Here is a 17,318-nt window from a genome sequence, read left to right on the forward strand (position 1 = left end):
CGTCCCGCCGCCGCCAACCCCGGCCGTCCCTCCGGCGTGACGCTGCGTCAGTTCACGCCCTTGCGTACCCGCATGGTGATCGCGACGCCCGCGCCGAGGGCGACGACCACGGCCGCCCCGATGCCGATCGGCAGCGTCGGGAAGGAGGATCCGGTGTCGGCGAGCGCCTGGGTCGACAGGTCGTCGGTGCTGACCGGGTTGCCGGTCGTGCGGTCACCGGCGTCCGGGTCGGCGACCGGGTGGATCGGCTTGACCGAGGCGACCGAGCCGTCGGAGTTCAGCAGCACCTGCCGGTCGTTGGGGCGGCGGAAGTCGAACATGCCCGACAGCGAGCCCGCGCGCTGGTCGAAGGAGGCGTCGCCGATGCGGCCGGTGCTCCAGTTGTCCTCGATGAACTTGGTGATCGAGGCCTGCTCGGTCTGCGCGTGGTCGATGGAGTTGACCCTGCTGTAGGGCGAGATCACCAGCAGCGGCAGGCGCGGGCCGGGGCCGCAGCGGTCCTGGTAGCCACCGACGGCCTTCGGGCCGGACTGGCAGGCCGGGCTGTCGGTGGCCTTGCCGTTGGAGCCGACCGTGCTGTCCTTCGAGCCGTTCTTCGGCGCGGCGTAGACGTGGTCGTACCAGCCGTCGGAGTCGTCGTAGGCGACGACGACGGCGGTGTCCTGCCACTGGCGGGACTTCTGCAGCTCGTTGATCTCCTTGACCAGGAAGTGCTGCTCGTCGGTCGGGTCGGAGTAGCCCGCGTGACCGTCCTGGTACTCGCCCGCCTTCAGGAAGCTGACCGCGGGCAGCTTGCCGGCCTTCACGACCGCGTCGAAGTCGGTCAGGTCGTAGTTGTGGTTGGCGCGGCCCGCGTGCCCGATCTCGTTCACGGACTTGGGCGCGAGGTGGTGCGGGTTGGAGGTGGAGGCGTAGTACTGGAACGGGTCGTGGTGCGGGCTGTAGTCCTCGGAGGCGTCACCGCCGACGTTGGCGTGCGTGGTGCCCGCGCACTTGGCGTAGTCGCCCTGCTTGCCGTCCCACGCGGTGCTCGGCCGGAAGCCGCCCTGGAACCAGCCCCAGCTGACGCCCTTGGCGTTCAGCAGGTCGCCGATGTTCTTGCCGGTCATCTCGCCCAGGGCGTTCTTCGCCGTGTGGTCGGTGTCCGAGCAGTCGTCGTAGGCGGGGTCCGGGTCGTTGATGACGGTGCCGACGCCCTTGGCGTTCGGCGAGGCCACCGTGTACGAGTCCGGGGTCTTGGTCTGCTTCGGGTGCGTGGTGCTCGACGTCGGGTCGGTGGAGATGACGCCGTGCGTCTGGCCGGAGGCCAGCTCCAGCGCGCCCGGGGTGGACGGGCCGTACGCCGACCCGAAGAAGTTGTCGCCCAGCGAGTAGTGCTGCGCGTAGTTCCACAGCGCGGTGACCGTGTTGCCGTCGTAGTAGTCCGTCGACAGGCCCGGCTCGCCGTACAGGTTGCCCGAGCACTTGCTGGTCTCGGTGTTCTGCACGAACTGGTCGGCCTTGCCGCCGTCGTACGCGTACTGCTCGGGGCCGTACGAGTGGTTCTGGTCGCAGGTCAGGGCCTGCGAGGGGCTCAGCCGCTGCGGGGCGTACTCGTTCGGGTTGGTCTTCAGCAGCCCGGCGTTGAGCAGGTTGTTCGCCTTCGGGGTGTGCGCCGCGGCGGTGAACTTCGTACCGTCGGTGTTCGCGGCCTGCGGGTACGTGGCGAAGTAGTGGTCGAACGAGACGTTCTCGTCGTAGATCACCACCAGGTGCTTGATCGGGGTGGCGGTGGATCCGCCGTGCCCCGGGTGATGGTGCGCGGGAGCCGCCACCGCGGTGGCGCCGCCGCCCGCCACCGCGAGCGCGGCGGCCGCGACCACCGTTGCCCAACGGCGCGTGGCGCCCGGTGCCTTGCCTCTGCCGACCATGCCTAGTCCTCCGTATGCTGCGGTGTTGCCGCGTTTCGAGCGGTGATGCTCGTGCTTCGGTGCGCCTGGCGGAAAGAGCCTCGATGATCTCCAGGTGAACAGTTCACGTCAATAGCGTGCGCCCGAGCCAGTCGTGAGTGTCGCGCGCGCCGGGCAGCGCGTAGAAGTACCCGCCGCCGAACGGCGAGATGTAGTCCACCAACGGCTCATCCAGCAGTCGTTTCTGAACGGCCGTGAACTGCCGGTCCAGGTCCTGCTGGTAGCAGAGGAAGACCAGGCCCATGTTGAGGTTGCCGTTGGAGTCCATGCCGTTGTCGTAGTTGTAGGCACGGCGCAGGATGCGCTGGTCGGCGGTGGCGGCGGTGCGCGGGTTGGCCAGCCGGATGTGGCTGTCGAGCGGGATGACGTCGCCCTTGGGGTCCTTGGCGTACTGCGGCACGTCGGTCTCGCGGTCACCGTCGAGCGGGGCTCCGGTGTCGCGGTCGCGGCCGAACATCCGCTCCTGCTCGACGATGGAGACCCGGTCCCAGAACTCCACCAGCATCCGGATCAGCCGGACCACCTGGTAGCTGCCGCCGGTCGCCCACGCGGGCTCGCCGCCGCCCGCGCCGACCCACACCAGCTGGTCCATCGCCCGGGCGTCGGTGATGTCCGGGTTGGCGGTGCCGTCCTTGAACCCCATGTGGTTGCGCGGTGTGCCGCTGGGGCGCGGCGGGCTGACGAAGCCGTCCATCCGCCAGCGCACCTGGGCGGCGCCGCGGGTGGCGCGGGTGATGTCGCGCAGCGCGTGCAGCACGGTGTCGGTGGAGTCGGCGCACAGGTGCAGGCTCAGGTCGCCGCCGCACCAGTCGGGGTCGAGGTCGTCGTTGGGGAACGACTCCATCTGCCGCAGCCTGCTTGGCTTGCGCGCGGCGAGCCCGAAGCGGTCGTCGAAGAGCGAGGCACCGGCGCCCACGGTCACCGTCAGGCCGTCGGCCGGGACGGCGGGCCCGAGGGTGCCGGAGTCGGAGGGCGGTGCGGTGATGCCGAGCGGGGCGGGCGCGCCGCCCGCGGTCAGGAAGCGGGCGCGGTCGGTGATGGTGCGCAGCAGGCCGGTCAGGTCCGCTCGGTCGTCGGCGGTGACGTCGAGCGCGACCAGCGTGGAGGCACGCTGCGCGGGCGTGACGATGCCCGCCTGGTGGACGCCGTGGAACGGGACGGCCCGGGGCGGTCCGTCGTCCGCCGCGGGCGACGGGGACGCGGCGGAGGCGCCGGCCGCGCTCGCCGTGGCCGCCGTCCCGATGCCCGCCGCGGCGGCGCCCCGCAGGAACCACCGGCGTCCGATGCCGCTCACGAAGTCCTCCGTACGTCGAAGATGGCCGCCACGTCGGCGAGTTGCTCGACCGCGCCGCCCGCGGCGGAGTCCAGCTGCTCGCGCTGGTCGCGGCTGAGGCTGTTCAGCGGGGTCCACGATCCGTCGTGGTCGAAGCCGTCCAGGGTGCTCTGCAACCGGTCCAGCGACTTGTCCAGCGCGGGCAGACCCGGGTCGCGGCTGGTCAGCAGCGGGCGGATGTAGCCGAGGACGGTCCGGGTGCCGTCGAGGTTGGCGCGGGCGGTGGCGAGGTTGGAGTGGCTCCCGTAGTCGGTGCGGCCGGTCAGCTCGAACTGCACGGCGTTCTCCAGGATCTCGTGGGCGCGCAGTCCCATCTGGAGCGGATCCATCCGCGCCTGCGGCCAGGACGCCTTCAGCGCGTTCACGTCGCTCACCAACTGGGCTGCCGGTCCCTTGAGCTGGTCGGCACTCTGGCCGTGCCACAGGCCGTACTCGATGCGGTGGAAGCCGGTGAAGTCCGGGTCGTCCAGGCCCTTGACCAGGCCCGCCGTGGTCCCGTTGATCTTGCCGTCGGCGTCGCCGAAGGTGTCGTACGCGGCGCCCATGCGCTCGTAGACCAGGTGCGCGGTGAGCCAGTCGGAGCGCGCCGGGCCGAGGTCGCCGCCGTCGATGTCGTCCTTCAACGTGCCGACATCTTGGGCGAGTTGGCTCATCCGGCCGCCGATCCACTTCTGGTACGCGAGGGTCGGCGGGATCAGGTCCTGCTCGCTGACGGCCGCGGCGGCCGGGCCCGCGGCGGCGTGCCCGGGGACGTGCACGGTCGGTCCGGTCATCGCGTCGGCGTCGTCGGGCAGGCACTTGAACGCGTAGGAGCCGCCGCCGAGCGTCACGTCCAGGGTGCGGGTGGTGTTCGGCGCCAGGCCCTCGATCTCGCCGTAGACCGCGCCGGACTTCGGGTCGACGATGTCCACCTCGGTCGGCCCGTCGGAGGCGTTGGTGACGTCGAAGACCTGCTGCCCCGCGTGCGGACGGGTCCAGCCCTGGCCGCAGACGCCGAGCGAGACGCGTACCGCCGTGTGCGGCAGGCCGTCCGAGGGAGCCGAGGCGGCGGCGGAGGCGCGGTGGCCCGTCCCGCAACCGGTGAGCACCCCGCCGAGGACACCGACCGCGAGCAGCACGGTGGCGGCGGTCAGGGGTGCCCGGGGGGTGCGGGATATGCGGGTCACTGGCGGCTCTCCCAGGGGTCGGCGCGGACGGCGATCAGCTTAGGCTCACCAAAGCTCCACGAACATGTTTCCGGGCCACGGAGCCGCGAATTCCCCGGGAGTTCACCCACCCGGCACTTCGGGGGCGCCGGGGGCGCGCGGATCACACCGCAGTCGCCGGACCGTCGCGCCGCCGGTCACACCGTCCCGGACCCGTCCTCCAGAACGCGGGAGGCTCCGACGGCCAGGTCCCACAGGTCGGCGCGGCGGCGGCCGGTGGCGGCCCACGCCTGCCGGACGCGCAGCAGCGGCTGCAACGGCGGCTCGCAGGAGAGCAGGAACGTGCCCCAGTGCATCGGCGCCATGATCCGGGCGCCGAGGTCGAGGGTGGCGCGCACGGCCTCCTCCGGGTCGGTGTGCACGGGCCGCAGCAGCGCCCGGGGGGCGTACGCGCCGATCGGCATCAGCGCGATGTCGATGCCGGGGAGGCGGCGGCCGATCTCGGTGAACCAGTGGCCGTAGCCGGTGTCCCCGGCGAAGTAGACCCGCCGCCCGCCGCGGTCGGTGAGCACCCAGCCGCCCCACAGGCTGCGGCAGGTGTCGGACAAGGTGCGCTTGCTCCAGTGGTGCGCGGGCACGAAGTCGAAGCGCACGCCGCCGAGTTCGGCCCCCTCCCACCAGTCGAGTTCGGTGACCCGGGTGAAGCCCCGGCGGCGGCACCAGGCAGCGAGCCCGGCCGGCACGAACAGCGGGGTGCGGCGCGGCAGTCGGCGCAGCGTCGGCAGGTCGAGGTGGTCGTAGTGGTTGTGGCTGATGACCACCGCGTCGACCGGCGGCAGGTCCTGCCAGCGCACCCCGACCGGTGTGACGCGCGGCGGGGTCGCGAGGATGCGCCGGGACCACACCGGGTCGGTCAGCACGGTCAGGCCGCCGACGCGCACCACCCAACTGGCGTGCCCGGCCCAGGTGACCGCGATCGTGTCGGCGTCCACCTCGGGCAGCGGTCCCGGGGCGACGGGCAGCGCGGGCAGGTCCGCGACGACGTCGGCGCGGCGCGGGCGCAGGCCGCCGGACCAGCCCGCCCGGACCATCGCCGCGAAGCCCGGCAGCGGGGCGGTCATGCGGTCGGCGAAGGAACGCGGCCAGGTGCGCGTCTCCCCGAGCGGGCGGGTCACGTCGGCGGGTCGCGTCTCGTCGGCGGGGCCCGTCTCGTCGGCGGGGCGTGTCCCGGCGAGCAGGCGATCGCCGGCGGCGGGCACGCGGTCCGGGTGATCCGTCCGGTCGGTCTGATCCGTCATCGGGACTCCAATCGGTGGGGGAACCGGGCGGCCTCGCTGTGGTCGGGGCTGTGGTCGGGCGTGCGGTGGGAGACGGGGGTGCGGTGGCGGACGTGGGGTGCGGTGGGGGCGCGGCGCGGGTGGCGCCGTGCGGACGGACCGTATGACGGTAGTTCAGGCGTCATGACGGTAGTTCAGGCGTCCGTCAGTTCGGTGAAGGCTCTGCCGAGCGCGGCCAACGCCGAGGCGACATGTGGCACGCGCAGCGGATCGGCGGACGCCAGCGCGGCCTCGCGTTGCTCAGGGCTGTCGCCGTACAACACCGGCATCGCGATCCGCACCCGGGGCGCCCGCGGCTCGTCCCCGAAGCGGTGGCCGGGTGAGGCGCCGGGCAGCAGGCGGGCCAGCTCGTCCGGCCCGGTGATCCGGTGCGCGGCGAGCGCGGGGCGCAACGGCGTGAAGTCGGCGTAGAGATGGAACCCGCAGGCGGGCGGCAGGCACAACGCGCCGGCCTCCAGCAGGGCGGCGTGGGCCGCGCGGGCGACGGCCGCGTGCAGCCGGTTGGCGGCGGTGCGCCGCAGCCGCAAGGGGCCGGGTTCGGTGAGGGCGAGCGCGGCCGCCTCGGCGACCGGGGTCGCGGTCGTGGCGCCGAGCCGGGCGAGGGCGTCGCACACCGGAGCGCGCAGGTCGGCGACCGGGCCGTCCGCCGGGAAGCGCGCGACGGCCGCGGGCCAGCCGGACGGCAGGGCGCCGGCGGCCAGGTCGGTCACCACGACGGTCCGCCCCGGCAGCGACTCGGCGGGGCTGAGCACCACGGTCAGCGGGGCGTGCAGCACGTCGCGGAAGGTCTCGTCGGAGACGATCAGCAGGTCGGACTCGGCGGCGGCCTCGCAGACCTCGTGCACCAGCTCGGGCGGGGCGACGGTGCCGGTGGGGTCGTCGGCGACGCTCAGCACCAGCACCCGGGGACCGGGCGAGCCGTCCGCGCGGGCCCGGCGCACCGCTTCGAGCAGCGCGACCGGATCGGGCACGCCGCCGCACTCGGCCGGGGCCGCGACGCGGTGCACCCGGCGCCCGAGCAGTTCGGCCTGCGGCGCGTACCAGGCGGCGGTCGGGCGGGTCAGGACGAGGTCGCCGCCGGTCACCGCGAGCAGGGCGAGCAGCAGCGGCGCGGGACCCGGTGCCATCAGCACCTGCTCCGCGGCCGTGGCCAGACCCCGGCGCTCCCAGTGCCCCGCCGCCGCGGCCCGCACCACGCGGTTGCCGCCGGGCGGCTGGGGCGGGGCGTCGGCGGACAGCGCGAGGCGCTCGGCCGTCTCCGGCGCGACCGGCAGCCCGGCATCGGTGGTCACGTCGGGACGACCGCCCGCGGTCCGCTGCATGCGTCGCCTCCGGCAGGTACGAGCAGGTACGAGATGGGCTCGTGCGCTACGTACCCCGGTGCGCGCCGAAGATCACACCGGCACGGCGACCGGTCCGGCCGGGCCTTCGGGCGGCCGGTCCTCCGGCGACGCCGCCCCTCCACCACGGCAGACCTCAAGCCTCGCCAGTCCTCCGGCGATGCCGGCCCTTCGGCCCCGCCAGGCCCTCCACCACGGTGGCCCTGCGGCCCCGCCAGGCCCTCCACCACGCCGGCCCTGCGGCCGCGCGGGCGCCGGTGACGGGCCTCAGACCATCTCCTCCCCCGCGCGGGCCCGGGCGCCGGCCCGGGTGCGGCCTGCGGCGGGGCGCCGGTCGGGATGGCGGCGCAGGTACTCCGCCTCCAGTGCGGCCATGCGCGAGCTGTGGGTGCGCAGGGCCTCGTCGGAGGCGTACAGCAGCGTCTCGTGCCGGGTGCGGTGGATGGCCTCCAGCTCCCGCAGCAGCAGCCGGTCGTCGAGTTGCTCGGGAGCCACACCGTTGTCGTACTCGGCCATGGGCGCGTTCCTTCCGGATCGGTCCGCGAGGGCCGCGGGGACGTGTCGCGGCCGTCCCCGTACCCGACCAGTATCCCCACCCGCCCCCGGGACCGCACCCGCCCGTCGCGCGGTCAGTCGGCGGACCGCGTCATCTCGGCCGTGATCGCCCAGCGTTCGTGGTCCCGCCAGGCGCCGTCGATGAACAGGAAGTCCGGGGAGACGCCCTCCAGGCGGAAGCCGAGGCGCTCGGCGAGCGCGATGGACGCGGTGTTGCCGGGCTGGACGTTGATCTCCAGCCGGTGCAGGCCCATCGCCGGGCCGAAGGCGTACCGCAGCAGCAGCCCGACGCCTTCGGTGACCAGGCCGCGGCCGCTCAGGAAGGCCCCGTAGCCGATGGCGCCGCACTGGAAGGCGCCGCGCACGATGTTGTTGACGGTGACGTAGCCGGCCAGTTCGCCGGTGTCGGCGAGGCAGATCGCGAAGCCCTCGCGGGACGGCTCGTCCAGCCGCTCCAGGTAGGCCTCGAAGGCGGCCTCGGTGCGGGGCGGGAAGAGCCACGGCTGGTGGAGCCCGGCGTTCTCGCGGGCCTTGCGGGTGTACGCGCCGCGGTCGGCGCGCGTCAGGTGGCGCAGGGCGACGCGCTCACCGCTGATCAGGTAGTCGTCGGGCATCCGGTGATCCTATGAGCGGCGCGCGGCACGTGGCGCGCGGTTTTCCGTGAATGATTCGCCGCATTCCGGGCAGGGCCAGGGGACCAGTGCAAGCGACGCGGGAGGAGCCCGCCATGCAGCGAGGCAGCGACCGGCTGAGCGTCCACAAGGACGAGGAGATGAAGCACGAGCTCCAGGGGCTGATCCGCTCCGGACACCCGACACGGTCCGAGGAGTGGCACGACCCCGAGCCCGCCGCTGACGACGACCCCCAGGTGGCCTCGGGACCGGTGACGCCGGGCACCTCGGGACCGGTGGAGCTGCGGTTCGAGCTGGCCCGCTATCTGGGGCGCGGCGCGTTCCCGGCCAAGCGGCGGGTGCTCGTGCGGCGGATGGCGGCGGAGCACGCCCCGGATCCGCTCACCGACCGGCTGCGCGACCTGCCCGACGGGACGACGTACCGCAACGTCGGCGAGGTCGCGGAGGCGCTGACCGGCCTGTCCGGACGGTAGGCGTCCGGCCGTCGTCCCCACGAGGGCGGCGGCCGTACGACGAGAGCGGGCCCCCGCGATCGCGGGGGCCCGCTCTCACGCCGGGCGTCGGGGAGGCCGCGGTCCCCTCAGGCGCCTCCGGCGAGGGAGGCGAGGGCGCGCACGCCCTGGCCCTGCACGGTGAGGGTGTCCGGCGTCCCGGCGTCGATGGACAGCGACAGGTCGTCGGCGGGCCAGCCCTGGCCCAGCAGCGACAGCCGCACCGTGCGGTAGCTGTGGATCTGCGGCAGGGCCTGGGTCAGCCGGTCCTCGGAGGTGAACACCGGGACCAGGCGGACGCCGTCGCTCTGCTCGTAGACGGGAAGGTGGATGCTGCCGGGCTCACCGTCGCCCTCGGGCCCCGGCAGGTCGTCGGGGACCGGCAGCAGCACGTCGCTGGCGGCGAGCGTGCCGAGGGCCACGACGTCGTCGCGGTCGGAGGCGAGCTGGTGCAGCGCCTGCTGGACGACGGCGGGGTCGCCCTGCGCGCCCGGCGTGTTCTCGGTCATGGTGTCCGTACCCTTCGTCGCGGGTTGGTCCGACGGTGACGCGGGGCGCCGTCCGCCGTGACGGTCGAACCCGCCGCGTACCCGGACGAGCGCGGCTCATGCCACCTGCCGTGTAAAGCTTGACGTGCGTAAAGCTCGACGTGCGGGGCGCCGCGCCCGCGGGCCCCTCGGCCACCGCCCCCTCGCGGCGGGCCGCACCGGCGTGAAAGTCTGCCCCCCATGCGTTACGTGATCATCGGCGCCGGCGCGGTCGGCGCGACCATCGGCGGGCGGCTGTTCGCCGCGGGCCACGAGGCGGTGCTGGTCGCCCGCGGCGCGCACTACGAGGCGCTGCGCGAGGGCGGCCTGCGGCTGACGACGCCCGACTTCGCGGCGACGCTGCCGGTGCCCGCGGCGGACGGCCCCGGGGCGGTCGCGTTGCGGCCGGACGACGTGCTGGTGCTGGCGGTCAAGACGCAGGACAGCGTGGCGGCGCTGGACGCCTGGGCGGCCTGTCCGGTCGAGGGCGGCGGCACGGCGGCGTCCCGGCTTCCGGTGCTGTGCGCGCAGAACGGCGTGGAGAACGAGCGGCTGGCGCTGCGCCGCTTCCGTACCGTCTACGGGGTGTGCGTCTGGCTTCCGGCGACGTTCCTGGAGCCGGGCGTGGTCGTGGCGTCGGCCGGGCCGCTGACCGGGATGCTGCACGTGGGCCGCTTCCCCGCGCCGCAGCCCGGCGCGTCGGACCCGCTCGCCGACCGGATCGCCGCCGACCTGGAGGGCGCGGGCTTCGGCGTGCCGCTGCCCCCGGACGTGATGCCGTGGAAGTACGCCAAACTGCTGGGCAACCTCGGCAACGCCCTGCAGGCGATCTGCGGCGTGTCGGACGATCCGGTGGCCCAGGAGCTGCTGGGGCGGGCGCGCGAGGAGGGGGCGCGGGCGCTGGACGCGGCGGGCATCGCGTACGTGGACGCGGCGGAGCAGCAGCGGGTGCGCGGCGACCTGGTGACCGTGCGGGAGATCGACGGGGTGCGCCGGCAGGGCGGTTCGTCGTGGCAGAGCCTGACGCGCGGCACGGGGTCGATCGAGGCGGACCACCTCAACGGTGAGGTGGTGCTGCTCGGGCGCGCGCATGGCGTGCGCACGCCCGTCAACGAGGTGTTGCAGCGAGTGGCCGGCGACTTCGCGAGGGAACGCCGTCGGCCGGGTGAGCTGACGCCGGGTCAACTCATGGAGCTGGTGGGGCGGTTGCCGGGCGCCTGACCGCCGTCACGCGCACCGGCCGCGATCACACGCCCGACTCGAAGACCGGCAGGTAGGCGCCGGACTGGCCGGAGGCCGTGGGGTGGTAGGAGTCGGAGATCGGCCAGGTCACCGAGTGCAGCCACTCGGAGGAGTCGCACAGTTCGTGGCCGGAGAAGGCGCCGCGCACGTCCTCGAAGGTGAAGTTGGAGTACTTGGCGACCTCCGCCGCGATCACGCTGTCGAGCGTGTCGGAGCCCTGGTCGAGGGCGGTGTGGTCGGCCTGGCTCAGACCGACGCAGCTGGTCTTGGACAGGTCGTAGAACTCCGGGTAGCCGATCACCACGACGTGGGCGTTGGGCGCCTTGGAGCGGATGTCGGAGTACAACGTGTCCAGGATCGCGGGCAGTTGGGTCTTCGCCTCGTTCTCGGCGCCCGCGACCGCGCTCTGACAGGTGCTGGTGGAGTCCAGCACGCAGGTCTCCATGACGTCGGAGAAGCCGACGTCATTGCCGCCGTCGGTGAGGCTGACCAGGGTGGTGCCGGAGTTGAGCGGGCCCATCTGGCTGCTCTCGATGTCGGGCGCGGTGGCCCCGGTGCAGGCCTCGAAGCTGAAGGAGCTGACGCCGGCCGCCTTGCTGTAGAGGTACGGGTAGGCGGCGGTGCTCTGGTCGCAGCTGTTGAGGTAGTCGCTGGTCGACCCGACTCCGGCGGAGTACGAGTCGCCGAGGGCGACGTAGTTGACGCCGCTCGCCTGGGCGGGGGCGCCGCCGAGGGTGATCGCGGCGCCTGCCGCGAGGGAGACGGCGGCGGCGAGCAGGGCGGATCTGCGCACGGTTCCTCCACGTGGGGTGTGCGGAAGAGCTGGGGGGCTGCTACTCGCGGGTAGTCGCGAGCGCTACGCAGAGGTAAGCGCATACCGGTAACCCGGTATAGAGCCGTGCAACAGGATTCGCCTGAAATGGCTAACTGTTTACTTGTCGTGTACGCGTCGGACACTCTTTTCACCGGAGTCCCACAGACAACGGCGGCCGGCCCACGGACCGAAGCCCGCGAACCGGCCGCCGTTCAGGGCGATCGGACGGTGTGTCAGCTACCGAAGCCGAAGGCGAACAGGTGCGCCGTGCCGCCGGTCGTCGTCGGCAGCGTGATGGAGGCGACCTGCTTGCCCGCGGTCAGCGGGACCTCGGTGGAGAAGACGTAGGTCTTCACCGCGTCCTGCCCGCCGGTGTGGGTGTCGCGGTAGGGCGTGGTCACCGCGACGGTGTCCCCCGCGACCGGCTGGTCGGCCCCGGCGCCCAGCGTCCAGTCGGAGAACCCGACCGTCGCCTTGGAGGTGCTGCCGTCGGTGTAGGTGACGGTCAGCGTGCCGGTGGCACCGCTCGCGTCGGCGTTGGTGGCCGCGCCCAGCAGACCCAGCGTGCCGCCCGAGGTGCCGGACGGCGCCGGGATGGTCTGCCCGGCCATCTCGATGTTGTCCAGGCCGCCGTGACCGGAGGCGGGCCAGGTGTACGTGATGCCGTCCACCGTGACCTTCGCGCCCGGGCTCACGCCTTGCGTGGCGAGCGCGTTGGCGCTGTACGCCCAGCCCCCGCCGTCGAAGCCGCCGCTGAACGTGGTGCCGTCCGCGTACACGCCCTGGCCGGTGTAGTACGGCCACAGCTCGGTCGGCTGCGCCACCGACACCCGCAGTACCGCGTTGCCCAGGTCGGCACCGGTGGAGGAGGTCAGGGCGAAGGTCAACGGGTAGACACCCTCGGTGCCGCCCGCGGCCACCTGCACCTGCTGCTGCGCCTTGCCGTCGGCCGGTACGGTCAGCGAGCCGGTGGCGTCCGGCACGGTGATGCCGGAGGGCGTCTGCGCCGACCACTTGACGGTGACCGGGCTGTCACCGATGTTCGCCAGCGTCAGCGTGGCGGTGCCGGTGGTGTCCGGGGCGATCACCAGGCCGGCGCCCGAGGGGCCCGCGGAGGCGAACACACCGTGCTGGCCCGTGGTGTCGGACGGCGGCACGGAGGACGGCGAGGCGGCCCAGGAGGTGTCGGGCTGCGTGCCGAGGGTGTAGTCGAGCGTGGTGGTGCCCCTGGCCCGCGAGCCGGAGCCCTCCAGCTGGGAGTAGGTCAGCCACGAGTCGTTCCACGCCTTGCCGTTGACCGACATCGCCTGCACGTAGGGCGCGCCGGGCGCCGCCTGCGGGGCGTTGATCCGCAGGGTGTGGCCGTTGCCCAGGGTGACCTGCGCGGCGGGGAAGGCGGGGCTGCCCAGCGCCAGGGTGTCGGTGCCCGGGGTCTCCGGGTACATGCCCAGCTCCGACCAGACGTACCAGGAGCTCATCGCGCCGAGGTCGTCGTTGCCGAACGAGCCCACGGGTGCGTTGAAGTACAGCTCCTGCTGCGCCTCCCGGACGACCTCCTGGGTCTTCCACGGCTGCGCGAGGTAGTCGTACTCCCAGGGGATCTCCAGGCTGGGCTCGTTGCTGAGGTTGGCGTTGGTGCTGCCGGGGTCCGTCAGGTTCGACAACAGGCTGTCGAGGTACGAGGAGTACGCCTGCGTGCCGCCGCGTGCGGCGATCAGCGACTTGAGGTTGAACGGCACCATCGGGGTGTACTGCGCCGAGGTGCCCTCCACGAAGCCGTTGGAGGTGCCGGGGGTGAAGCCGGCCGCGAACTCGCCGTCGGAGTCCTTGGCCTGCAGGTAGCCGGTCTGCGGGTTGAAGACGTTCTCCCAGTCCTGCGCACGGGTGGCGAACTGGTCGTAGACGCTCTTCTTGCCCAGCGAGTCGGCGAGCGAGGCGATGGCGTAGTCGGCCGAGTCGTACTCCAGTTGCGTGGAGACCGGGCCGTAGAAGTTGCAGCATCCGTAGGTGGCGTCGATGGGCAGGTAGCCCTTGGCGTCGCGCACCGACTCACCGGGGCGGATGTTGCTCGCCTTGGTGGCCTCGTGGACCATCGCGTCCAGCGCGTGCGAGGCGTTGAAGTTCCGCGCCCCGAAGGCGTAGGCGTCGGCGATGATGCCGTCGGCCGGGTCGCCGACCATCACGTAGCTCTCGCCGTTGTTCTGCGCCCACTTGGGCAACTGGCCGGTCTGGTCGTAGCCGTTGACCATCGAGGTGACGACGTCACCGGCGACGGAGGGGTCGACGGTGGCCATCAGCTGGGTCTGCGAGCGGTAGGTGTCCCAGCCGGAGTAGTTGGCGTACTGGGCGTGCTGACCCTTGGTCAGTTTGTGGATCTGGTCGTCCATCCCCATGTACTGACCGTTCTCGTCCGAGAACACGTTGGGGTGCAGCAGTGCGTGGTACAGGGCGGTGTAGAACTGCACCTGCTGGTCGTGGCTGCCGCCGCCGACCCGGACGCGGTCGAAGAGCTTGTTCCACGCGTCGTGGTTGGCCTGCCGCATCGCGTCGAAGTCGAACCCCCTGACCTCCTTGGAGAGGTTGAGCTTGGCGTTCGCGTCGGAGGTGTACGAGATGCCGACCGCGGCGGTGACGGTCTTGCCCGAGTCGCCGCCGAACGTCAGGTACATCCCGTTGGCGCCGGTGACCGGCGGGCCGGAGGCGGCGTCGCGGTTCTCGCCCTTGCCCTGGCTCTCGCCGTGCACGGTGGGCGACGGCTGGGAGGGCACGGTGAAGTGCTTCTCCTGGTGCGGCGCGGCCGGGCGGGTGCGCAACTGCTGCTGCGGGCGGCCGAGTTGCAGCGACTTGGCGTTCTGGTTGATCGTGCTGCCGGTCCAGGTGCCGCTGGCGGTGATGGGCTGGTTGAACTTGATGTCGAAGTGGAGCGTGTAGGTGTTGTCGGCGCCGCAGAAGTGGCCGCTGTCGACCGCGCCGATCACCTCGTGGTCGTTGACCACCTGGGCGCGGGTGCCGTCGATCTGCGTGGCGCCGCCGCTGAGCTTGAGCAGCAGGTTGGCGTCGCTGCCGGAGGGGAAGGTGAAGCGGCCGAGCCCGGCGCGGGTGGTCGTCGTCAACTCCGTGGTGGTGCCGGAGGAGTCGGTGACGCCGTAGTAGCCGATGCCGGTCTGCTCGTCGTCGTGGCTGAAGCCGACGGAGGTGCTGCCCAGGTCGCCGGTCAGGACGCCCGTCCAGGGCAGGAGCGGGACGTCGCCGCCCGCGCTGCACCCGGGCCCGGACAGGTGGGTGAGGCTGAAGCCGGAGAGCTTGCTGTCCTTGTACTCGTAACCGCCGCCGTACGCGCGGTCCGGTGTGGTGTCGGGGCCCCACTGGAGCATGCCGAAGGGCATGTCGGGGCCGGGGAAGGTGTCCACCGCGCCGGAGGTCCCGATGAGCGGATTGACCAGTGAGGCGGGGTCGTTGACGAACGCGGTGGCCGCGGACGCGCCCGCGGCGCCGAGCGCCTGGAGCGGCAGTACCGCCATGCCCAGCACGGACAGGACGGCCACGCGTCTGCGGAACCGGTTGCGGAAGATTGGCGCGAGACTGCGCCGTTGTCTTGCCATCACGTGCCTCCACGGCGGGTGTTGAGACTTCACGGATGACGTGCGGGGTGTGCGTCGCCGCACAGCACGACCGACAACGTTGTCTTATTATCTGATGGCCTGACAACGTTGCCAGTGCGTACGAGGGAAGAGTCAAACGCCCGCTTGACGCCATGTCAACACCCGCAACACGCCACCCCGCCACCCAGGCCCGCCCCATGCCCCTCAGGGGTGACCCGTCCCGCCGGACCCGTAACCTCGCGATGGGCCCGGGCGTTTGGCACGGGTCCGGCGGTCGCCGCGTTCCTGCCGGGGCCGCTCAGGTGGCCGGACGCATCCTGAAGTCGTACGTCGCGGGCAGCGGATGCTCCCGGCGGGCCCGCTCGCGCACCGACCCGGTCACCGGGCCGCCGTCCGCCACCAGGGCCAGGGCTATCGCGTCCCACGTCTCGTGCAACGACTCCTCGCCCTCCCGCAGGTCCTCCACCTCGAACCCCTCGTCGAACACCGCCCGCGCGTCACGGGCCCGCCCCAGCGCCAGCAGCACCCGGGCCGCGAGCAACCGCATCCGGCCACGCTCCCGGTCGGCGGGCCGCAGCGCCTCCAGCACCCGCTGCGCCTCGTCGGCCCGGCCCGCGGCGAGCAGCGCGGGCACCGCTTCCCGGGCCAGCGCGGCGCCCGCCCGGTCGCCCGCCTCGGCCGCGAGCCGGAACGCGGCGGCGTGGCGGTCGGCGGCGCGGTGCGCGTGACCGGCCTCGGCGTCCGCCACGGCCAGGCAGCGCAGCGTCCACCACGTCTCGGCGTGCCGCAGCGACCGCTCCCAGCTGCGCACCGCCTGGGCGCGGTCGCCCGCGTGCCACTGGGCGACGCCGAGGTGGTACTCGGTCAGCGGTCCGGCCTCGGCCGCCTCCAGCAGCTCGCGCCAGTGCGGGGCGACGAGGGTGGGGCCGGGCGCGGCGGGCCGCCCCGGCGAAGATTCCGGGAAGGTGCCGGTGTGCAGCAGCCGTTCCCACGGCCGCTGTTCCTCGCCCAGCAGGGCCGTCTCGAACGGCGTGCCGGGCAGCTCGAAGCCGTCGTGCAGCACTTCCAGCGCGCCCCAGCCGGATCCGGTGGCCAGGACCTCCTTGGGCTCGACGTCCGCCTGCGGCAGCCAGGCCGCGTGCGCGGCGTCCACCTCGGCGCCCGGCAGCGCGGCCTCCAGCGCGTCCCCGGCCGCCGCGCGCGCCGCCGTCCAGTCGGTGCCGTGCACCGCGGCCGGGTCGGCGGCCAGCGGGCCGTACGCCTCCAGCCAGGACAGTTCGGCGCCGCCCTCCAGGTGGACGTACTCGCGCTGTGTCGGGGCCAGGCCCGCCTGGATCTCCGCGTAGCCGCCGGTGCCGGGCTCGGTCAGCCACTCCTGCCAGCGCCGTCCGCCGGGTCCGGTGCCCCACACGAACAGCTTGCGTCCGCGCAGTGCCGCGGTGGACGTCTGGACGAGGCCGCGCCCGTCGGCGTCGAGGGCGGCGATCCAGGGGCGGGCGGCGGCGGGGACGTCGTAGAAGCAGTCGGCGGCGTGGAGCGAGCGCGTGGGGTACGTGATGTCGGTGCCCCCGTCGCGCGGCAGATCGACGCGGCGGGTGCCGTGGTGGTCGCCGCACCGCAGGGCGTGGTCGGCCGGGGCCAGCACGCGCAGCCCCTCGGTCTCGGGCACGGCGGCGTTGGACCACCAGTAGGCGGGCACGGTGTGCTGGTGCGGATTGCGCACGCGGACGCCGACGTACAGGAAGTCGGAGCCGTCCGGCAGCCACAGGTCCACCTGGAACGGCAGGTCGCGCAGCCGTTCCCACTCCCACAGCCGCAGCATCTCGCCGCCGTCCGGCGCCGGGACCCGGGCGGCGTGGACGGGGGCGCAGGTCAGCGTGGTGTGACCGGTGGCGCCGCTGTTCCACTCGATGCCGCCGGAGCACCAGGCACCGGCCAGGCCGAAGTCGGCGGGCTGCACGACCGGGTTGCGGTGGAGCAGTTCGCGGCCGCTGGGCTTGTGAAGCAGGGAGTGGACGCGTCCGCCGAGAGCGGGCAGCACGGTGACGCGCAGCCGGTCGTTCTCGACCACCAGGGCGTCGAACTCGGTGGCCACCCTGCGCCGCCCGTACGCGTCGAGGCGGCGTACCGGCAGCAGCGTGCGCGGCGCGTCCGGGTCGTGCGGCGTCGTCCGGTCGCCGCTCGCGCCCGGCCCGTCCGGTCCTGACACGTCGTCGGGGGCGAGCAGCGCGGGCAGCGGGTTCTCCGGCCCGATGGGAGCGGCGGGGAGGGTGATGCGCGTGCGTCGCACGGTGGTGGCCAAGGCTGCCCCTCTCTCTGGCGGGTGCGCCGCCCTTCCGCCCGCGGCGGCG

At 73.3% G+C, this 17,318-nt stretch carries 13 protein-coding genes; 2 read left to right on the forward strand and 11 right to left on the reverse strand.

All coding sequences use genetic code 11. The features are described 5' to 3' along the window. Positions 1-47 precede the first annotated feature (47 nt). From K7472_RS22800 to K7472_RS22830, 7 genes are all read right to left on the reverse strand, one after another. Positions 48-1,910 (reverse strand): phospholipase C, encoded by a 1,863-nt coding sequence (locus K7472_RS22800; protein ID WP_222980384.1) that lies wholly within the window; start codon positions 1,908-1,910, stop codon positions 48-50. A gap of 103 nt (positions 1,911-2,013) precedes the next feature. Further along, the gene (efeB, locus tag K7472_RS22805; RefSeq protein ID WP_222980385.1) at positions 2,014-3,243 is read right to left on the reverse strand and encodes an iron uptake transporter deferrochelatase/peroxidase subunit; all 1,230 of its coding nucleotides are present in this window, start codon (positions 3,241-3,243) and stop codon (positions 2,014-2,016) included. Then, a complete protein-coding gene (locus K7472_RS22810) occupies positions 3,240-4,448 on the reverse strand; it encodes an EfeM/EfeO family lipoprotein (protein ID WP_308014038.1) in 1,209 nt (402 codons plus the stop codon). Before K7472_RS22810 ends, efeB begins: the two co-directional genes overlap by 4 nt. Positions 4,449-4,624: 176 nt before the next feature. After that, the gene (locus K7472_RS22815) at positions 4,625-5,725 is read right to left on the reverse strand and encodes an MBL fold metallo-hydrolase (RefSeq protein WP_222980386.1); all 1,101 of its coding nucleotides are present in this window, start codon (positions 5,723-5,725) and stop codon (positions 4,625-4,627) included. 173 nt (positions 5,726-5,898) lie between these two features. Continuing rightward, a complete protein-coding gene (locus tag K7472_RS22820; protein ID WP_222980387.1) occupies positions 5,899-7,086 on the reverse strand; it encodes an aminotransferase class I/II-fold pyridoxal phosphate-dependent enzyme in 1,188 nt (395 codons plus the stop codon). A gap of 285 nt (positions 7,087-7,371) precedes the next feature. Next, complete coding sequence (locus K7472_RS22825; RefSeq protein WP_109453589.1) at positions 7,372-7,620, reverse strand: DUF6158 family protein; 249 nt, start codon at positions 7,618-7,620, stop codon at positions 7,372-7,374. A 113-nt stretch (positions 7,621-7,733) separates the two neighbouring features. Further along, positions 7,734-8,273, reverse strand: coding sequence for a GNAT family N-acetyltransferase (locus K7472_RS22830; protein WP_222980388.1), 540 nt, complete (start codon positions 8,271-8,273; stop codon positions 7,734-7,736). A gap of 113 nt (positions 8,274-8,386) precedes the next feature. On the opposite strand from K7472_RS22830, the gene K7472_RS22835 reads away from it, so the two are divergent. Next, positions 8,387-8,764, forward strand: a complete 378-nt coding sequence (locus tag K7472_RS22835) for a DUF2795 domain-containing protein (protein ID WP_222980389.1) — start codon at positions 8,387-8,389, stop codon at positions 8,762-8,764. Positions 8,765-8,871: 107 nt separating this feature from the next. On the opposite strand, the gene K7472_RS22840 is transcribed toward K7472_RS22835, so the two are convergent. After that, positions 8,872-9,291 (reverse strand): SseB family protein, encoded by a 420-nt coding sequence (locus tag K7472_RS22840; RefSeq protein ID WP_222980390.1) that lies wholly within the window; start codon positions 9,289-9,291, stop codon positions 8,872-8,874. Positions 9,292-9,510: 219 nt separating this feature from the next. Between K7472_RS22840 and K7472_RS22845 the strand changes: the two genes are divergently transcribed. Beyond that, positions 9,511-10,530 (forward strand): ketopantoate reductase family protein, encoded by a 1,020-nt coding sequence (locus tag K7472_RS22845; RefSeq protein ID WP_222980391.1) that lies wholly within the window; start codon positions 9,511-9,513, stop codon positions 10,528-10,530. 25 nt (positions 10,531-10,555) lie between these two features. On the opposite strand, the gene K7472_RS22850 is transcribed toward K7472_RS22845, so the two are convergent. The 3 genes from K7472_RS22850 to K7472_RS22860 form a co-directional block, all read right to left on the reverse strand. Next, positions 10,556-11,344, reverse strand: a complete 789-nt coding sequence (locus K7472_RS22850) for an SGNH/GDSL hydrolase family protein (protein ID WP_222980392.1) — start codon at positions 11,342-11,344, stop codon at positions 10,556-10,558. A gap of 254 nt (positions 11,345-11,598) precedes the next feature. Further along, positions 11,599-14,910 carry a GH92 family glycosyl hydrolase gene (locus tag K7472_RS22855; RefSeq protein ID WP_308014039.1) on the reverse strand — a complete coding sequence of 1,104 codons (3,312 nt, stop codon included), beginning with the start codon at positions 14,908-14,910 and terminating at the stop codon, positions 11,599-11,601. A 355-nt stretch (positions 14,911-15,265) separates the two neighbouring features. Next, positions 15,266-17,269, reverse strand: a complete 2,004-nt coding sequence (locus tag K7472_RS22860; protein ID WP_222980394.1) for a DUF5107 domain-containing protein — start codon at positions 17,267-17,269, stop codon at positions 15,266-15,268. Positions 17,270-17,318 lie beyond the last annotated feature (49 nt).

The sequence above is a fragment of the Streptantibioticus parmotrematis genome, assembly GCF_019890615.1.
In the GTDB taxonomy this organism is placed as follows: Bacteria; Actinomycetota; Actinomycetes; order Streptomycetales; family Streptomycetaceae; genus Streptantibioticus_D; species Streptantibioticus_D parmotrematis.

Bases quoted from the DNA above. Each gene is read 5' to 3' on its own strand.
- K7472_RS22800 (WP_222980384.1), bottom strand. From the start codon at position 1,910: ATGGTCGGCAGAGGCAAGGCACCGGGCGCCACGCGCCGTTGGGCAACG.
- K7472_RS22815 (WP_222980386.1), bottom strand. From the start codon at position 5,725: ATGACGGATCAGACCGACCGGACGGATCACCCGGACCGCGTGCCCGCC.
- K7472_RS22820 (WP_222980387.1), bottom strand. From the start codon at position 7,086: ATGCAGCGGACCGCGGGCGGTCGTCCCGACGTGACCACCGATGCCGGG.
- K7472_RS22825 (WP_109453589.1), bottom strand. From the start codon at position 7,620: ATGGCCGAGTACGACAACGGTGTGGCTCCCGAGCAACTCGACGACCGG.
- K7472_RS22830 (WP_222980388.1), bottom strand. From the start codon at position 8,273: ATGCCCGACGACTACCTGATCAGCGGTGAGCGCGTCGCCCTGCGCCAC.
- K7472_RS22835 (WP_222980389.1), top strand. From the start codon at position 8,387: ATGCAGCGAGGCAGCGACCGGCTGAGCGTCCACAAGGACGAGGAGATG.
- K7472_RS22840 (WP_222980390.1), bottom strand. From the start codon at position 9,291: ATGACCGAGAACACGCCGGGCGCGCAGGGCGACCCCGCCGTCGTCCAG.
- K7472_RS22845 (WP_222980391.1), top strand. From the start codon at position 9,511: ATGCGTTACGTGATCATCGGCGCCGGCGCGGTCGGCGCGACCATCGGC.